Annotated in this window: 11 protein-coding genes; 8 read left to right on the forward strand and 3 right to left on the reverse strand. The window is 58.2% G+C overall.

The features are described 5' to 3' along the window. The first annotated feature begins 140 nt into the window (after positions 1 to 140). The 4 genes from P3G59_RS26390 to P3G59_RS26405 all read left to right on the forward strand — a co-directional run bounded on the left by P3G59_RS26390 (position 141) and on the right by P3G59_RS26405 (position 6,288). Positions 141 to 2,063 carry a PrkA family serine protein kinase gene (locus tag P3G59_RS26390; protein ID WP_007910115.1) on the forward strand — a complete coding sequence of 641 codons (1,923 nt, stop codon included), beginning with the start codon at positions 141 to 143 and terminating at the stop codon, positions 2,061 to 2,063. 107 nt (positions 2,064 to 2,170) lie between these two features. Continuing rightward, positions 2,171 to 3,442, forward strand: coding sequence for a YeaH/YhbH family protein (locus tag P3G59_RS26395; RefSeq protein WP_007910114.1), 1,272 nt, complete (start codon positions 2,171 to 2,173; stop codon positions 3,440 to 3,442). Then, a complete protein-coding gene (locus P3G59_RS26400) occupies positions 3,439 to 5,001 on the forward strand; it encodes a SpoVR family protein (RefSeq protein ID WP_277759539.1) in 1,563 nt (520 codons plus the stop codon). The genes P3G59_RS26395 and P3G59_RS26400 overlap by 4 nt, the downstream gene beginning before the upstream one ends. A 63-nt stretch (positions 5,002 to 5,064) precedes the next feature. Continuing rightward, complete coding sequence (locus tag P3G59_RS26405; protein ID WP_277759540.1) at positions 5,065 to 6,288, forward strand: multifunctional CCA addition/repair protein; 1,224 nt, start codon at positions 5,065 to 5,067, stop codon at positions 6,286 to 6,288. 91 nt (positions 6,289 to 6,379) lie between these two features. Here P3G59_RS26405 and folK read toward each other — a convergent pair whose 3' ends face one another. Both folK and folB read right to left on the reverse strand, forming a co-directional pair. Further along, complete coding sequence (gene folK, locus P3G59_RS26410; RefSeq protein ID WP_277759541.1) at positions 6,380 to 6,895, reverse strand: 2-amino-4-hydroxy-6-hydroxymethyldihydropteridine diphosphokinase; 516 nt, start codon at positions 6,893 to 6,895, stop codon at positions 6,380 to 6,382. Next, complete coding sequence (gene folB / locus P3G59_RS26415) at positions 6,886 to 7,242, reverse strand: dihydroneopterin aldolase (protein WP_277759542.1); 357 nt, start codon at positions 7,240 to 7,242, stop codon at positions 6,886 to 6,888. The genes folK and folB overlap by 10 nt, the downstream gene beginning before the upstream one ends. 74 nt (positions 7,243 to 7,316) lie before the next feature. Here folB and plsY point away from each other — a divergent pair, with 74 nt between their 5' ends. After that, on the forward strand, positions 7,317 to 7,886 hold the full coding sequence (gene plsY, locus P3G59_RS26420) for a glycerol-3-phosphate 1-O-acyltransferase PlsY (RefSeq protein ID WP_242208955.1): 570 nt from the start codon (positions 7,317 to 7,319) through the stop codon (positions 7,884 to 7,886). 22 nt (positions 7,887 to 7,908) lie between these two features. On the opposite strand, the gene tsaD is transcribed toward plsY, so the two are convergent. After that, a complete protein-coding gene (gene tsaD, locus P3G59_RS26425) occupies positions 7,909 to 8,934 on the reverse strand; it encodes a tRNA (adenosine(37)-N6)-threonylcarbamoyltransferase complex transferase subunit TsaD (RefSeq protein WP_277759543.1) in 1,026 nt (341 codons plus the stop codon). Positions 8,935 to 9,133: 199 nt separating this feature from the next. Here tsaD and rpsU point away from each other — a divergent pair, with 199 nt between their 5' ends. The 3 genes from rpsU to rpoD all read left to right on the forward strand — a co-directional run bounded on the left by rpsU (position 9,134) and on the right by rpoD (position 13,711). Then, positions 9,134 to 9,349, forward strand: coding sequence for a 30S ribosomal protein S21 (gene rpsU, locus P3G59_RS26430; protein ID WP_002551877.1), 216 nt, complete (start codon positions 9,134 to 9,136; stop codon positions 9,347 to 9,349). 485 nt (positions 9,350 to 9,834) lie between these two features. Beyond that, the gene (gene dnaG, locus P3G59_RS26435) at positions 9,835 to 11,799 is read left to right on the forward strand and encodes a DNA primase (protein ID WP_277759544.1); all 1,965 of its coding nucleotides are present in this window, start codon (positions 9,835 to 9,837) and stop codon (positions 11,797 to 11,799) included. Positions 11,800 to 11,866: 67 nt separating this feature from the next. Continuing rightward, complete coding sequence (gene rpoD, locus P3G59_RS26440; RefSeq protein ID WP_277759545.1) at positions 11,867 to 13,711, forward strand: RNA polymerase sigma factor RpoD; 1,845 nt, start codon at positions 11,867 to 11,869, stop codon at positions 13,709 to 13,711. Positions 13,712 to 13,830: the final 119 nt, after the last annotated feature.

Genomic DNA, 13,830 nt, shown 5'->3' on the forward strand with positions numbered 1-13,830 from the left:
ACGGGTCATCGGGAGTGACTTTCACGATTGTCGGTCGTGAAAGTGTTCTGGGGGGTAAACAATCAGCTGCTACTGCGGCTGCTTGCCAGCATCGACTGAGTGATCCGGCGTCGGCTCCACGTATCGAGCGAGGTGACGTCATGAGTATCTTTAGCCACTTCCAACAACGCTTTGAGTCCACACGCCAGGAAGAACTCTCGCTGCAAGAGTACCTGGAGCTGTGCAAGAAGGACCGCAGCGCTTACGTTTCCGCCGCCGAGCGTCTATTACTGGCCATCGGTGAGCCGGAGCTGCTCGACACCTCGACCAATTCGAGGCTGTCACGCATCTTCTCCAACAAGGTGATCCGTCGCTATCCGGCCTTTGAAGACTTCCACGGGATGGAAGAATGCATCGACCAGATCGTCTCGTATTTCCGCCATGCCGCCCAAGGCCTGGAAGAGAAGAAACAAATCCTCTATCTGCTCGGCCCCGTCGGTGGCGGTAAATCGTCCCTGGCCGAGAAGCTGAAACAACTGATTGAAAAAGTGCCCTTCTACGCAATCAAAGGCTCGCCGGTATTCGAATCGCCACTGGGTCTGTTCAACGCCACCGAAGATGGCGCGATCCTGGAGGAAGACTTCGGTATTCCACGGCGCTACCTGAACACCATCATGTCGCCGTGGGCGACCAAACGCCTGGCCGAGTTCGGCGGCGACATCAGCCAGTTCCGCGTGGTCAAGCTGTACCCGTCGATCCTCAACCAGATCGCCGTGGCGAAGACCGAACCGGGCGACGAGAACAACCAGGACATTTCCGCGCTGGTCGGTAAAGTCGACATCCGCAAACTCGAGGAATATCCACAGAACGACGCCGATGCTTACAGCTACTCCGGTGCGCTGTGCCGGGCCAACCAGGGCCTGATGGAATTCGTCGAAATGTTCAAGGCACCGATCAAGGTGCTGCACCCGTTGCTGACCGCCACTCAGGAAGGTAACTACAACAGTACCGAAGGCCTCGGCGCGATTCCGTTCACCGGGATCCTGCTTGCTCACTCCAACGAATCGGAGTGGCACACCTTCCGCAACAACAAGAACAACGAAGCCTTCATCGACCGGATCTACATCGTCAAAGTGCCGTACTGCCTGCGCGTCAGCGACGAAGTGAAGATCTACGACAAGCTGCTGTTCAACAGCTCCCTGGCCAAGGCGCATTGCGCGCCGGACACCTTGAAAATGCTCGCGCAGTTCACTGTGCTGTCACGCCTCAAGGAGCCGGAAAACTCCAACATCTATTCGAAAATGCGCGTCTACGACGGCGAAAACCTCAAGGACACCGATCCAAAGGCCAAGTCGATTCAGGAATACCGCGACTCGGCAGGTGTCGACGAAGGCATGAATGGTCTATCGACCCGCTTTGCGTTCAAGATCCTGTCCAAGGTGTTCAACTTCGATCCGCATGAAATCGCCGCCAACCCGGTGCACCTGCTCTATGTACTTGAGCAACAGATCGAACAGGAACAATTCCAGGCTGAAACCCGTGAGCGCTATCTGCGCTACCTGAAAGAGTACCTGGCACCGCGTTATATCGAGTTCATCGGCAAAGAGATCCAGACCGCGTACCTCGAGTCTTACAGCGAGTACGGCCAGAACATTTTCGACCGTTACGTGCTGTATGCGGACTTCTGGATTCAGGATCAGGAATACCGCGATCCGGAAACCGGCGAGATCCTCAACCGCGTGGCCCTCAACGAGGAACTGGAAAAAATCGAAAAACCGGCCGGCATCAGCAATCCGAAGGATTTCCGCAACGAAATCGTCAACTTCGTCCTGCGCGCCCGGGCCAACAACAACGGCAAGAACCCGACCTGGCTCAGCTACGAAAAACTGCGGGTGGTCATCGAGAAGAAAATGTTCTCGAACACCGAAGATCTGCTGCCAGTCATCAGTTTCAACGCCAAGGCCAGCAAAGAGGATCAGCAAAAGCACAACGACTTCGTCACTCGAATGGTCGAACGCGGCTACACCGACAAACAGGTACGGCTTCTTTCCGAATGGTACCTACGGGTCCGGAAATCGCAGTAAAACAGCTACAAGCCTCAAGCTACGAGCTGCAAGAAAAAAGCAGGTGAACGCTGTGCTTCTACTTGCAGCTCGCAGCTCACAACTTGAAGCTGCCCGGAGGGCCTCCTATGAGCTATGTGATCGACCGACGTCTCAATGGCAAGAACAAGAGCACGGTGAACCGCCAGCGTTTTCTGCGGCGTTACCGTGACCACATCAAGAAGGCTGTCGAAGAGGCGGTCAGCCGGCGTTCCATTACCGATATGGAACACGGCGAACAGATCAGCATTCCCGGTCGCGACATCGACGAACCGGTGCTTCACCATGGCCGCGGCGGCAAGCAGACCGTGGTTCACCCTGGCAACAAGGAATTCACTGCCGGCGAACACATCGCCCGGCCACCGGGCGGTGGCGGCGGACGCGGTCCGGGCAAGGCCGGCAATTCCGGCGAGGGCATGGACGAATTCGTCTTCCAGATTACCCAGGAAGAGTTTCTCGAGTTCATGTTCGAAGATCTCGAACTGCCCAATCTGGTCAAGCGCAACCTCAGCGGTACCGACACCTTTAAAACCGTGCGCGCCGGGATCAGCAACGAAGGCAATCCGTCACGGATCAACATCATCCGCACCCTGCGCTCGGCCCATGCCCGGCGCATTGCCCTGTCCGGCAGCAGCCGGGCGAAACTGCGCGAAGTCAAAGAAGAACTTGAACGCCTGAGACGCGAAGAGCCAGACAACTTCGGCGATATTCAGGAACTCGAGGCCGAAATCGAAAAACTCAGCGCGCGCATCCATCGTGTGCCGTTCCTCGACACGTTCGACTTGAAATACAACCTGCTGATCAAACAGCCCAATCCCAGTTCGAAAGCAGTGATGTTCTGCCTGATGGACGTCTCTGGCTCGATGACTCAGGCGACCAAGGACATCGCCAAACGCTTTTTCATCCTGTTGTACCTGTTCCTGAAACGGAACTACGACAAGATCGACGTCGTGTTCATCCGCCACCACACCAGCGCCCGGGAAGTCGACGAGGAGGAGTTTTTCTACTCGCGGGAAACCGGCGGCACCATCGTATCCAGCGCCCTGAAGCTGATGCAGGAAATCATGGCCGAGCGTTATCCGAGCAATGAATGGAACATCTACGCGGCCCAGGCTTCCGACGGCGACAACTGGAACGATGACTCGCCGATCTGTCGTGACATTCTGATCAACCAGATCATGCCGTTTGTGCAGTACTACACTTACGTGGAGATCACCCCGCGCGAACATCAGGCCTTGTGGTACGAGTACGAACGCATTGCCGAAGCCTTCTCTGACACTTTTGCCCAGCAACAACTGGTCTCGGCCGGGGATATCTATCCGGTCTTCCGTGAACTCTTCCAGCGCAGGTTAGTGACATGACCGCCAAAGAGCAGAAGCGCCAACCCATTTCCACCGGCTCCGAATGGACATTCGAGCTGATTCAGACCTACGACCGCGAAATCGCCCGGATCGCGGCCCGCTATGCGCTGGATACCTATCCCAACCAGATCGAGGTGATCACCGCCGAGCAGATGATGGACGCGTACGCCTCGGTGGGCATGCCGCTGGGCTATCACCACTGGTCTTACGGTAAACACTTTCTCAGCACCGAAAAATCCTACAGTCGCGGGCAAATGGGCCTGGCCTACGAAATCGTGATCAACTCCGACCCGTGCATTGCCTACCTGATGGAAGAAAACACCATCTGCATGCAGGCGCTGGTGGTGGCGCACGCGTGCTACGGGCACAACAGCTTCTTCAAGGGCAATTACCTGTTTCGTACCTGGACCGACGCCAGCTCGATCATCGATTACCTGGTGTTCGCCAAGCAATACATCATGCAGTGCGAAGAGCGCCATGGCATCGATGCGGTGGAAGACTTGCTCGACTCCTGCCATGCCCTGATGAACTACGGCGTCGATCGCTACAAGCGTCCGTATCCGATTTCCGCCGAAGAGGAACGCCGGCGGCAGAAAGATCGCGAAGAACACATGCAAAAGCAGATCAACGATCTGTGGCGCACCATTCCCAAAGGCGCGGACAAGTACAGCGACAGGGACAACGCACGCTTCCCGGCCGAGCCGCAGGAAAACATCCTTTACTTCATCGAGAAACACGCGCCGTTGCTGGAGCCGTGGCAGCGCGAAATCGTGCGGATCGTGCGCAAGATCGCCCAGTATTTCTATCCACAACGTCAAACCCAGGTGATGAACGAAGGCTGGGCGACGTTCTGGCACTACACGCTGATGAATGACCTGTACGACGAAGGCCTGGTCACTGATGGGTTCATGATGGAATTCCTCACCTCGCACACCAGCGTGGTGTTTCAGCCTGGATTCGATAGCCCGTATTACAACGGCATCAACCCCTACGCGCTGGGCTTTGCGATGTACCGTGACATCCGGCGCATGTGCGAAGAACCTACCGAAGAGGACCGTCGCTGGTTCCCGGAAATCGCCGGGACCGATTGGCTGTCGACCATCAAGTTCGCCATGAGCAGCTTCAAGGATGAGAGCTTTATCCTGCAGTACCTGTCACCGAAAGTGATCCGCGACCTGAAACTGTTCAGCATTCTCGATGATGACCAAAAGGACGACCTGCTGGTGCCGGCCATCCACGATGAACCCGGTTACCGGATCATTCGCGAAACCCTCGCCGCGCAGTACAACCTCGGCAACCGCGAACCCAACGTGCAGATCTACAGCATCGACCGGCGCGGTGACCGCTCACTGACCTTGCGTCACCAACAGCACGACCGCAAACCGCTGGGCGATTCCACCGACGAGGTGCTCAAACACCTGCATCGCTTGTGGGGCTTCGATATTCATCTGGAAACCCTGCAAGGCGACCAGATCATGAAAACCCATCACGTTCCGCCACGCAGTGAACACAGCGAAGGGGATTACGGTCGACTGGATCTGGCCGTCATTCATCTTTGATTCGCTTGCGGCCTCCGAAAGTCTGACGCAAGGGTTATCCTGTCAGGCTAACGGAGGTTTTTTATGCAGATTTTCAAGGTTGGCGGCGCGGTTCGTGATCGCTTGCTGGGCAAACCGGTCACCGACATCGATTGGGTGGTGGTCGGTGCCACCACGGAAGAAATGCTCGCCAAGGGCTATCGTCCGGTCGGTGCGGATTTCCCGGTGTTTCTTCACCCAAAAAGCGGCGAGGAATACGCCCTCGCCCGCACCGAGCGCAAAAGCGGTCGCGGTTACGGCGGCTTCACCTTTCATGCCAGCCCTGAAGTGACGCTTGAAGAAGACCTGATTCGCCGCGACCTGACCATCAACGCCATGGCCGAGGACGACCAGCACAATCTGACGGACCCGTACCATGGCCAGCGCGATCTTCAAGCCCGAATTCTGCGCCATGTATCGCCGGCGTTCGCCGAGGATCCACTGCGAGTGCTGCGTGTTGCCCGCTTCGCTGCGCGTTATGCCGGATTAGGCTTCACCGTCGCGCCCGAGACGCTGGAACTCATGCGGCAGCTAAGCCAATCCGGCGAACTGGAGGCACTGACCGCCGAGCGCAGCTGGAAAGAAATCTCCCGCGCGCTGATGGAAGATCAGCCTCAAGTGTTCATTCAGGTGCTTCGCGACTGTGGCGCGTTGAAAGTACTGATGCCGGAAGTCGACGCACTTTTTGGTGTGCCACAACCGGAAGCGCATCACCCGGAAATCGACACCGGCCTGCACACGCTGAGCGTGCTGGAACAGTCAGCGCTACACAAACAACCGCTGACGGTTCGTTGGGCCTGCCTGCTGCACGACCTCGGCAAAGGCCTGACCCCGGAAGCAGAGTGGCCACGGCACATCGCCCATGAACACACCGGGTTGAAGCTGATCAAAGCGGTTAACGAGCGCTTCAAGGCGCCAAAGGATTGCCAGGAACTGGCGTTACTGGTCGGCCAGTACCACACCCATGGCCACCGGGCGCTGGAGCTGAAGGCTTCGACGCTGCTGGAGCTGCTGCAGAGTTTTGACGTGTATCGCCGGCCGCAGCGATTTGAGGAGTTTATCGTCGCGTGCGAAATGGACGCCCGAGGCCGCAAAGGGCTGGAGCAGAGAAGTTATCCACAGGCGGATTACTTGCGTGGCGCGGCCAAGGCTGCGCGGGAAGTTGCGGTGCAGCCGTTGCTGGAGAAGGGATTCAAAGGGCCGGAACTGGGCGAGGCGCTGAAGCGTGAGCGACTGAAGGCGCTGAAGGCCTACAAAGAGAAAGCCTGAAGCAAGATCAAAAGATCGCAGCCTTCGGCAGCTCCTACATGGGATTAAGCGTTTTCCTGTAGGAGCTGCCGAAGGCTGCGATCTTTTGCTTTTAAAGATTCTGCGGGGTCAATTGCGCGCCCCGCCATTCGAATGCAACCGGCGCCAGAACCTGATCAATCTGCGCCTCAGCCCACAACGTCGCGAAGCTTTTTCCCACACCGGGATGCACACGATCCGGCGCAATCAACGACAACGGCCACAACACAAAAGCATTTTTCAGAATTTCCGCACGCGGCAATACCAGACCGTCGAAATTTCCCGCCAGTTCGCCGTACAACAGCACGTCGATATCCAGCGGCAAACCCTTGCGATCCGGCGCGTAGCGGCCATTATCCGCCTCAATGAACTTCAAGCGTCGATCCAGTTCCATCAATGGCAGATCGGTATAGGCCGACACCACAAAGTTGAAGAACGGCCCGCTCTTGATCCCTACCGGTTGGCTCTCGAAAACCGCCGAACAGCGGATATCTACCAGAAACGTCGCCAAAGCATCGAGCCCGGCACGCAAATGGGTTTCGCGCTCGATATTGCTACCGAGCCCGAGGTAGACCTGAGTCAGCGACATCCGCGCTCGATCTCCACACCCACGCCACCTTTCGCAGCCGGGACAGCGCCTGGCTTGGTCAACTTCAGGCGAACCCAGGTGATACCGAATTCGCTCATTAGCACTTCGACCAGACGCTCGGCGAATGTCTCGACCAGTTGAAACTGCGCCTGCTCGGCAAAAGCCTGAATTCGCGTAGAAACGCTGGCGTAGTCGAGCGCCAGGGTCAGGTCGTCACCGGCGGCGGCCGGGCGATTGTCCCAGGCGAAGCTCAGATCAAGTCGCAGGCACTGTCGGATGCCGCGCTCCCAGTCGTAGGCACCAATGACGGTGTCGACTTCCAGGCCCTCGATAAACACTCTGTCCAAGCACTTCTCTCCGCTGCACGACAAGGGCGCAATGCGCCGTTAGAATCAGGGCGTCCTCGCCCGGAATAGTTAGCATGTTTTGGTTACTGGCGACTTTCGCCTACCTGCTCGGCTCGCTGTCCTTCGCCATTTTGCTCAGCCGCCTGACCGGAAATCCGGATCCGCGAATGAGTGGCTCGGGCAATGCCGGTGCCACCAACATGCTGCGCCTGGCCGGTCGCAAACTCGCGATCCTGACCCTGCTGGGTGATCTGTGCAAAGGCCTGGTGCCGGTGCTGATCGCCTCGGCTGCAGGCCTTTCGCTGCAGGATCAGGCATGGATCGGCGTGTGCGCCGTGATCGGTCACCTGTTCCCTCTGTACTTTCGCTTTCGTGGCGGCAAGGGCGTCGCCACCGCCGCCGGCATGCTGCTTGGCCTTTATCCCCCCGCCGCGCTGCTGGCAGTATGCGCCTGGTTGCTGACGTTTTACCTGACCCGCACCAGTTCGCTTGCTGCCCTGATCGCCACGCCACTGACCCTGCCGTTGCTGGCCTGGCAGGAACCAGAGGCGCTGTTGCCGATGAGCGCACTGACCTTGCTGATCGTCTGGCGCCACCGCGGCAATCTACGCGACCTGTTTGCCGGGCGCGAACGGCATTTTTAAATAGCGCCCACGACGCCTCTCATCACAACGGCGACAATTGCTCCATTGGCCAGCGCGCCTGCACGCTGATCGCCAGAGTTTCCTGCTGACCGGCCTGCAAGCGCTGGCAACCGGCGAACGCGATCATTGCGCCATTGTCGGTGCAGAACTCCGGGCGGGCGTAAAACACATCGCCCTTCATGTCGCCGAGCATCTTCTCCAGCGAAACACGCAAGGCCTTGTTGGCACTGACGCCGCCAGCGATCACCAGACGCTTCATGCCCGCCTGCTTCAGGGCTCGCTTGCACTTTATGGTCAAAGTCTCCACCACGGCCTGCTGGAACGCCAGCGCGATGTCGCAACGGGCTTGCTCGTTGTCGTCTCCGGCGCTGACACACTGCTGCCAGGTATTCAGGGCAAAGGTTTTCAAACCGCTGAAGCTGAAATCCAGACCCGGACGATCACACATCGGACGCGGAAAGGTGAAACGTCCCGCGACGCCCTTCTCCGCCAACTTGGCGATTTCCGGTCCGCCCGGATAATTGAGGCCCATCATCTTTGCGGTCTTGTCGAACGCTTCGCCGGCGGCATCGTCGAGCGTCTCGCCGAGCAGGCTGTATTGACCAATACCATCGACCTGAACCAGCTGCGTATGACCTCCGGAGACCAACAAAGCGACGAACGGGAATTCCGGTGGTTTTGGCTCCAGCATCGGCGCCAGCAAATGCCCTTCCATGTGGTGCACGCCGAGCGCAGGAATGCCCCAGGCAAAGGCCAGCGCCTGAGCGCAGGAAGCACCGACCAGCAACGCGCCAACCAGCCCAGGACCCGCGGTATAGGCGATGGCGTCGATCTCGGTCGGCACACAGTCAGCCTCGGCCAACACCTGACGAATCAAGGGCAGCATGCGCTTGACGTGGTCACGCGAGGCGAGCTCCGGCACCACGCCGCCATAGGCGCGGTGCAGGTCGATCTGGCTGAACAATGCATCGGCCAGCAAGCCGCGTTCGCTGTCATATAATGCGACGCCGGTTTCGTCGCAGGAGGTTTCTAATCCCAGTACTAGCATGGGTTTGCGCCTTGTTTAGGCTGAATTCGAAGGCGCGCATAATAGTCGCCACGTGATGCCCCGACCAGCGGTTTTCGATCAGAGGCTTTGCATTCCGAGCGATGAGGGGTTAACATCCGCAACCCTTAAAAACCGACGTCTTCAAGTGCTCTTTTGCCGCGAGGATGTTGACCCCGGTAATGAATGAAGGTAGCTCTGGATGCCAGCCGTCAAAGTTAAAGAGAACGAACCCTTCGACGTAGCTCTGCGTCGTTTCAAGCGCTCCTGCGAAAAAGCCGGTGTACTGGCTGAAGTTCGTAGCCGCGAATTTTACGAGAAGCCAACTTCTGAGCGTAAGCGCAAAGCAGCAGCCGCTGTTAAGCGTCACGCCAAGAAAGTTCAGCGCGAACAGCGCCGCGCCGTTCGTCTGTACTAATACACAGACGTTCGTAGCAAGCTTCTTGCCTAAGCCCGGCTCTGAGCCGGGCTAATGGCATTTGCGTAAAACGCTTGATGCTTCACCGTCGAAGCCGCACACGCGACCAAGACAAATCTGCTTCACGCGTCAGACCTGGCTCTTTTGCCAGCGGTGCACGTCTTTTCTGACGAGCCTTTCAAGGCTACTGACGAGCACACCCACTGATTCCTCTTACGACGATCAGCCCAAGGCACCTGCATGCGTGCCCGCTTTATTGAGCTATCCGAGGCCCTTTATCGGCCGTCAGCGGATTCAGCGCAACACTTTCAAATAGTCGAAGACTGATCGGTACTAACGTCAGTGGATTTTCGGCAGATACACTTCCCGACAGCGATAACGCAGACGACACCGGTCGAGCCGCCTATTTTGCGTGCCTACAGTAACGACCCGCGTCCGACAGCCGTTCGTATCGGACTCATTACAGCGCAGACGACGAGAACGCCATGGCCGGGCTGATTCCCCAGAGCTTCATTGACGACCTGCTGAACCGCACCGATATCGTCGATGTGGTCAGTTCGCGCGTGCAATTGAAGAAGGCCGGCAAGAACTACACCGCCTGTTGCCCGTTCCACAAAGAGAAAACCCCGTCTTTCAGCGTCAGCCCCGACAAGCAGTTCTACTATTGCTTCGGCTGCGGTGCCGGCGGTAACGCCCTCGGCTTTCTCATGGATCACGACAACCTGGATTTCCCCCAGGCCGTTGAAGATCTGGCGAAAGCCGCCGGCATGGAAATCCCTCGCGAGGAAAGCGGCCGCCCGCACAAACCGCGCCAGCCGACCGATTCGCCGCTGTATCCGCTGCTGACTGCCGCCGCCGACTTTTACCGGCAGGCGCTCAAGAGCCATCCCGCGCGCAAAGCCGCCGTGGATTACCTCAAGGGCCGCGGCCTGACAGGCGAAATCGCGCGGGATTTCGGGCTCGGCTTCGCGCCGCCCGGCTGGGACAACCTGTTCAAGCATTTGAGCAGCGACACCCTGCAGCAGAAGGCCATGATCGACGCCGGCCTGCTGATCGAGAACGCTGAAACCGGCAAACGCTATGACCGCTTCCGCGATCGCGTAATGTTCCCGATCCGCGACACCCGTGGGCGCATCATCGCTTTCGGCGGCCGCGTACTCGGCGACGACAAACCGAAATACCTGAACTCACCGGAAACCCCGGTATTTCATAAAGGCCAGGAACTTTACGGCCTCTATGAAGCACGCAAGAACAACCGCAACCTCGACGAAATCATCGTCGTCGAAGGCTATATGGACGTCATTGCTCTCGCCCAGCAGGGGCTGAAAAATGCCGTCGCGACGCTCGGCACTGCGACCAGCGAAGAACACTTGAAGCGCCTGTTCCGGGTAGTGCCGAACGTACTCTTCTGCTTCGACGGTGACCAGGCCGGCCGCAATGCTGCCTGGCGCGCACTGGAAGCAACACTTCCGTGCCTGCAGGACGGACGCCGTGCGCGCTTTCTGTTTCTGCCCGAAGGCGAAGACCCGGATACCCTGGTGCGCGCCGAAGGCACCGATGCGTTCAAGGCGCGAATCAATCAGCACGCACAGCCGCTGGCGGACTATTTCTTCCAGCAACTGACCGAAGAAGCCGATCCGCGCTCGCTCGAAGGCAAGGCCCATATGGCCACCCTCGCTGCCCCGCTGATCGACAAAGTGCCGGGCGCCAACCTGCGTATCCTGATGCGCCAGCGCCTGACCGAAATTACCGGCCTGAGCAGCGAGACCGTCAGTCAGCTCGCACAAAGCGCGCCGCAGGAAGCGCCGCCCGCCTACGATCCGGGCATCAATTACGACGCAATGCCGGACTACAGCGACTACCATCAGCCGCAGGCACAGGACATGTATGTGCCGCAGCAGGAGTGGACGCCAAAGAAACCCGGCGCGGGCGGCAAGAAATGGGACAAGAAACCCTGGGACAAGAACGGCAAGCGTGGCGGTGATCGCGATCAGCAACGCCCGCGCACGCCGATTGGTGTCGAGTCGCCGACCCTGACCGCCCTGCGCACCCTGCTTCATCACCCGCAACTGGCCGAGCGCGTCGAAGATGCCGGGCACATTGCAGACGAGAATCAGACCAACGCCCAGCTACTTGTGGCGCTGCTCGAAGCCGTACAGAAGAATCCCAAGCTAAACTCATTTCAGTTGATCGCGCGATGGCACGGCACTGAACAGGGTCGCTTGCTCAAGGCACTGGCAGAAAAGGAGTGGCTGATTGACGGAGATAACCTTGAACAACAGTTTTTCGACACCATTACTAGCTTGTCAGCCCGCCAACGCGAGCGAAATCTGGAACAGTTGCTCAGGAAAGCGCGTCAAAGCGAACTGAGTATTGAAGAGAAAAATCAACTGCGCGACCTTCTAAGTCGCAATGTTTCCGCATCAAACCCGACCTCAACTGGCGCGTGAGGTCATAGCTCAGGTATAATCCTCGGCTTGTTTTTTGCCCGCCAAGACCTTCAGTGGATAGGGTGTTATGTCCGGAAAAGCGCAACAGCAGTCTCGTATTATTGAGTTGATCAAACTGGGTCGTGAGCAGAAGTATCTGACTTACGCCGAGGTCAACGACCACCTGCCCGAGGATATTTCAGATCCAGAGCAGGTGGAAGACATCATCCGCATGATTAACGACATGGGGATCCCCGTACACGAGAGTGCTCCGGATGCGGACGCCCTTATGTTGGCCGACGCCGATACCGACGAGGCCGCTGCGGAAGAAGCAGCGGCTGCGTTGGCAGCGGTGGAGACGGATATCGGTCGCACCACTGACCCAGTGCGCATGTACATGCGTGAAATGGGTACGGTCGAGCTTCTGACTCGTGAAGGCGAAATCGAAATCGCCAAGCGTATCGAAGAGGGCATCCGTGAAGTGATGAGCGCAATCGCGCACTTCCCTGGCACGGTTGACCACATCCTCTCCGAGTACACTCGCGTCACCACCGAAGGGGGTCGCCTGTCCGACGTCCTGAGCGGTTATATCGACCCGGACGACGGCATTGCGCCGCCTGCCGAGGTGCCGCCGCCTGTCGAAGCGAAAGCGGCGAAAGCTGACGACGACACCGATGACGATGAAGCCGAATCTTCCGATGACGAAGAAGAAGCCGAAAGCGGTCCGGATCCGGTCATCGCTGCCCAGCGCTTTGGCGCCGTGGCTGACCAGATGGAAATCACCCGCAAGGCCCTGAAAAAGCACGGTCGCAACAACAAGGCAGCGATTGCCGAGTTGCTGGCACTGGCCGAGCTGTTCATGCCGATTAAACTGGTACCGAAGCAATTCGAAGGCTTGGTCGAGCGTGTTCGCGGTGCCCTGGATCGTCTGCGTCAGCAAGAGCGCGCGATCATGCAACTGTGCGTACGTGATGCACGTATGCCACGCGCTGATTTCCTGCGTCAGTTCCCCGGCAACGAAGTCAACGAAAGCTGGTCCGACGCCCTGGCCAAAGGCAAGAGCAAGTACGCCGAAGCCATCGGTCGCGTGCAGCCGGACATCATTCGTTGCCAGCAGAAACTGATCGCGCTGGAAACCGAAACCGGTCTGACCATCGCAGAAATCAAGGACATCAACCGTCGCATGTCGATCGGTGAGGCCAAGGCCCGCCGCGCGAAGAAAGAGATGGTTGAAGCCAACCTGCGTCTGGTGATCTCGATCGCCAAGAAGTACACCAACCGCGGCCTGCAATTCCTCGATCTGATCCAGGAAGGCAACATCGGTCTGATGAAAGCGGTGGACAAGTTCGAATACCGTCGTGGTTACAAGTTCTCGACTTATGCCACCTGGTGGATCCGTCAGGCGATCACTCGCTCGATCGCCGACCAGGCCCGCACCATCCGTATTCCGGTGCACATGATCGAGACGATCAACAAGCTCAACCGCATTTCCCGGCAGATGTTGCAGGAAATGGGTCGCGAACCGACCCCGGAAGAGCTGGGCGAACGCATGGAAATGCCTGAGGACAAGATCCGCAAGGTATTGAAGATCGCTAAAGAGCCGATCTCCATGGAAACCCCGATCGGTGATGACGAAGACTCCCATCTGGGTGACTTCATCGAAGACTCGACCATGCAGTCGCCAATCGATGTCGCCACTGTTGAGAGCCTCAAAGAAGCGACTCGCGAAGTGCTGTCCGGCCTCACTGCCCGTGAAGCCAAAGTACTGCGCATGCGTTTCGGTATCGACATGAACACCGACCACACACTCGAAGAAGTGGGCAAACAGTTTGACGTAACGCGTGAGCGGATCCGTCAGATCGAAGCCAAGGCGCTGCGCAAGCTGCGCCACCCGACGCGAAGCGAGCACCTGCGCTCCTTCCTCGACGAGTGATACCAGAACCCCCGGCCCAGGCCGGGGGTTTTGTTTATATGGCAGATTAAATTCCTCGCAACGCCCCTCCCCCGCATACCCCGTCTACACTCGAAACAATCATCCCCGAGCCATAACGA

This window comes from Pseudomonas sp. A34-9, from assembly GCF_029543085.1.
Lineage (GTDB): Bacteria > Pseudomonadota > Gammaproteobacteria > Pseudomonadales > Pseudomonadaceae > Aquipseudomonas.

What these genes read in the sequence shown, in the direction of transcription:
- rpsU (WP_002551877.1), top strand. Translation starts at nt 9,134, where the DNA reads ATGCCAGCCGTCAAAGTTAAAGAGAACGAACCCTTCGACGTAGCTCTG.
- dnaG (WP_277759544.1), top strand. Translation starts at nt 9,835, where the DNA reads ATGGCCGGGCTGATTCCCCAGAGCTTCATTGACGACCTGCTGAACCGC.
- plsY (WP_242208955.1), top strand. Translation starts at nt 7,317, where the DNA reads ATGTTTTGGTTACTGGCGACTTTCGCCTACCTGCTCGGCTCGCTGTCC.
- P3G59_RS26395 (WP_007910114.1), top strand. Translation starts at nt 2,171, where the DNA reads ATGAGCTATGTGATCGACCGACGTCTCAATGGCAAGAACAAGAGCACG.
- P3G59_RS26405 (WP_277759540.1), top strand. Translation starts at nt 5,065, where the DNA reads ATGCAGATTTTCAAGGTTGGCGGCGCGGTTCGTGATCGCTTGCTGGGC.
- rpoD (WP_277759545.1), top strand. Translation starts at nt 11,867, where the DNA reads ATGTCCGGAAAAGCGCAACAGCAGTCTCGTATTATTGAGTTGATCAAA.
- P3G59_RS26390 (WP_007910115.1), top strand. Translation starts at nt 141, where the DNA reads ATGAGTATCTTTAGCCACTTCCAACAACGCTTTGAGTCCACACGCCAG.
- folK (WP_277759541.1), bottom strand. Translation starts at nt 6,895, where the DNA reads ATGTCGCTGACTCAGGTCTACCTCGGGCTCGGTAGCAATATCGAGCGC.
- tsaD (WP_277759543.1), bottom strand. Translation starts at nt 8,934, where the DNA reads ATGCTAGTACTGGGATTAGAAACCTCCTGCGACGAAACCGGCGTCGCA.
- P3G59_RS26400 (WP_277759539.1), top strand. Translation starts at nt 3,439, where the DNA reads ATGACCGCCAAAGAGCAGAAGCGCCAACCCATTTCCACCGGCTCCGAA.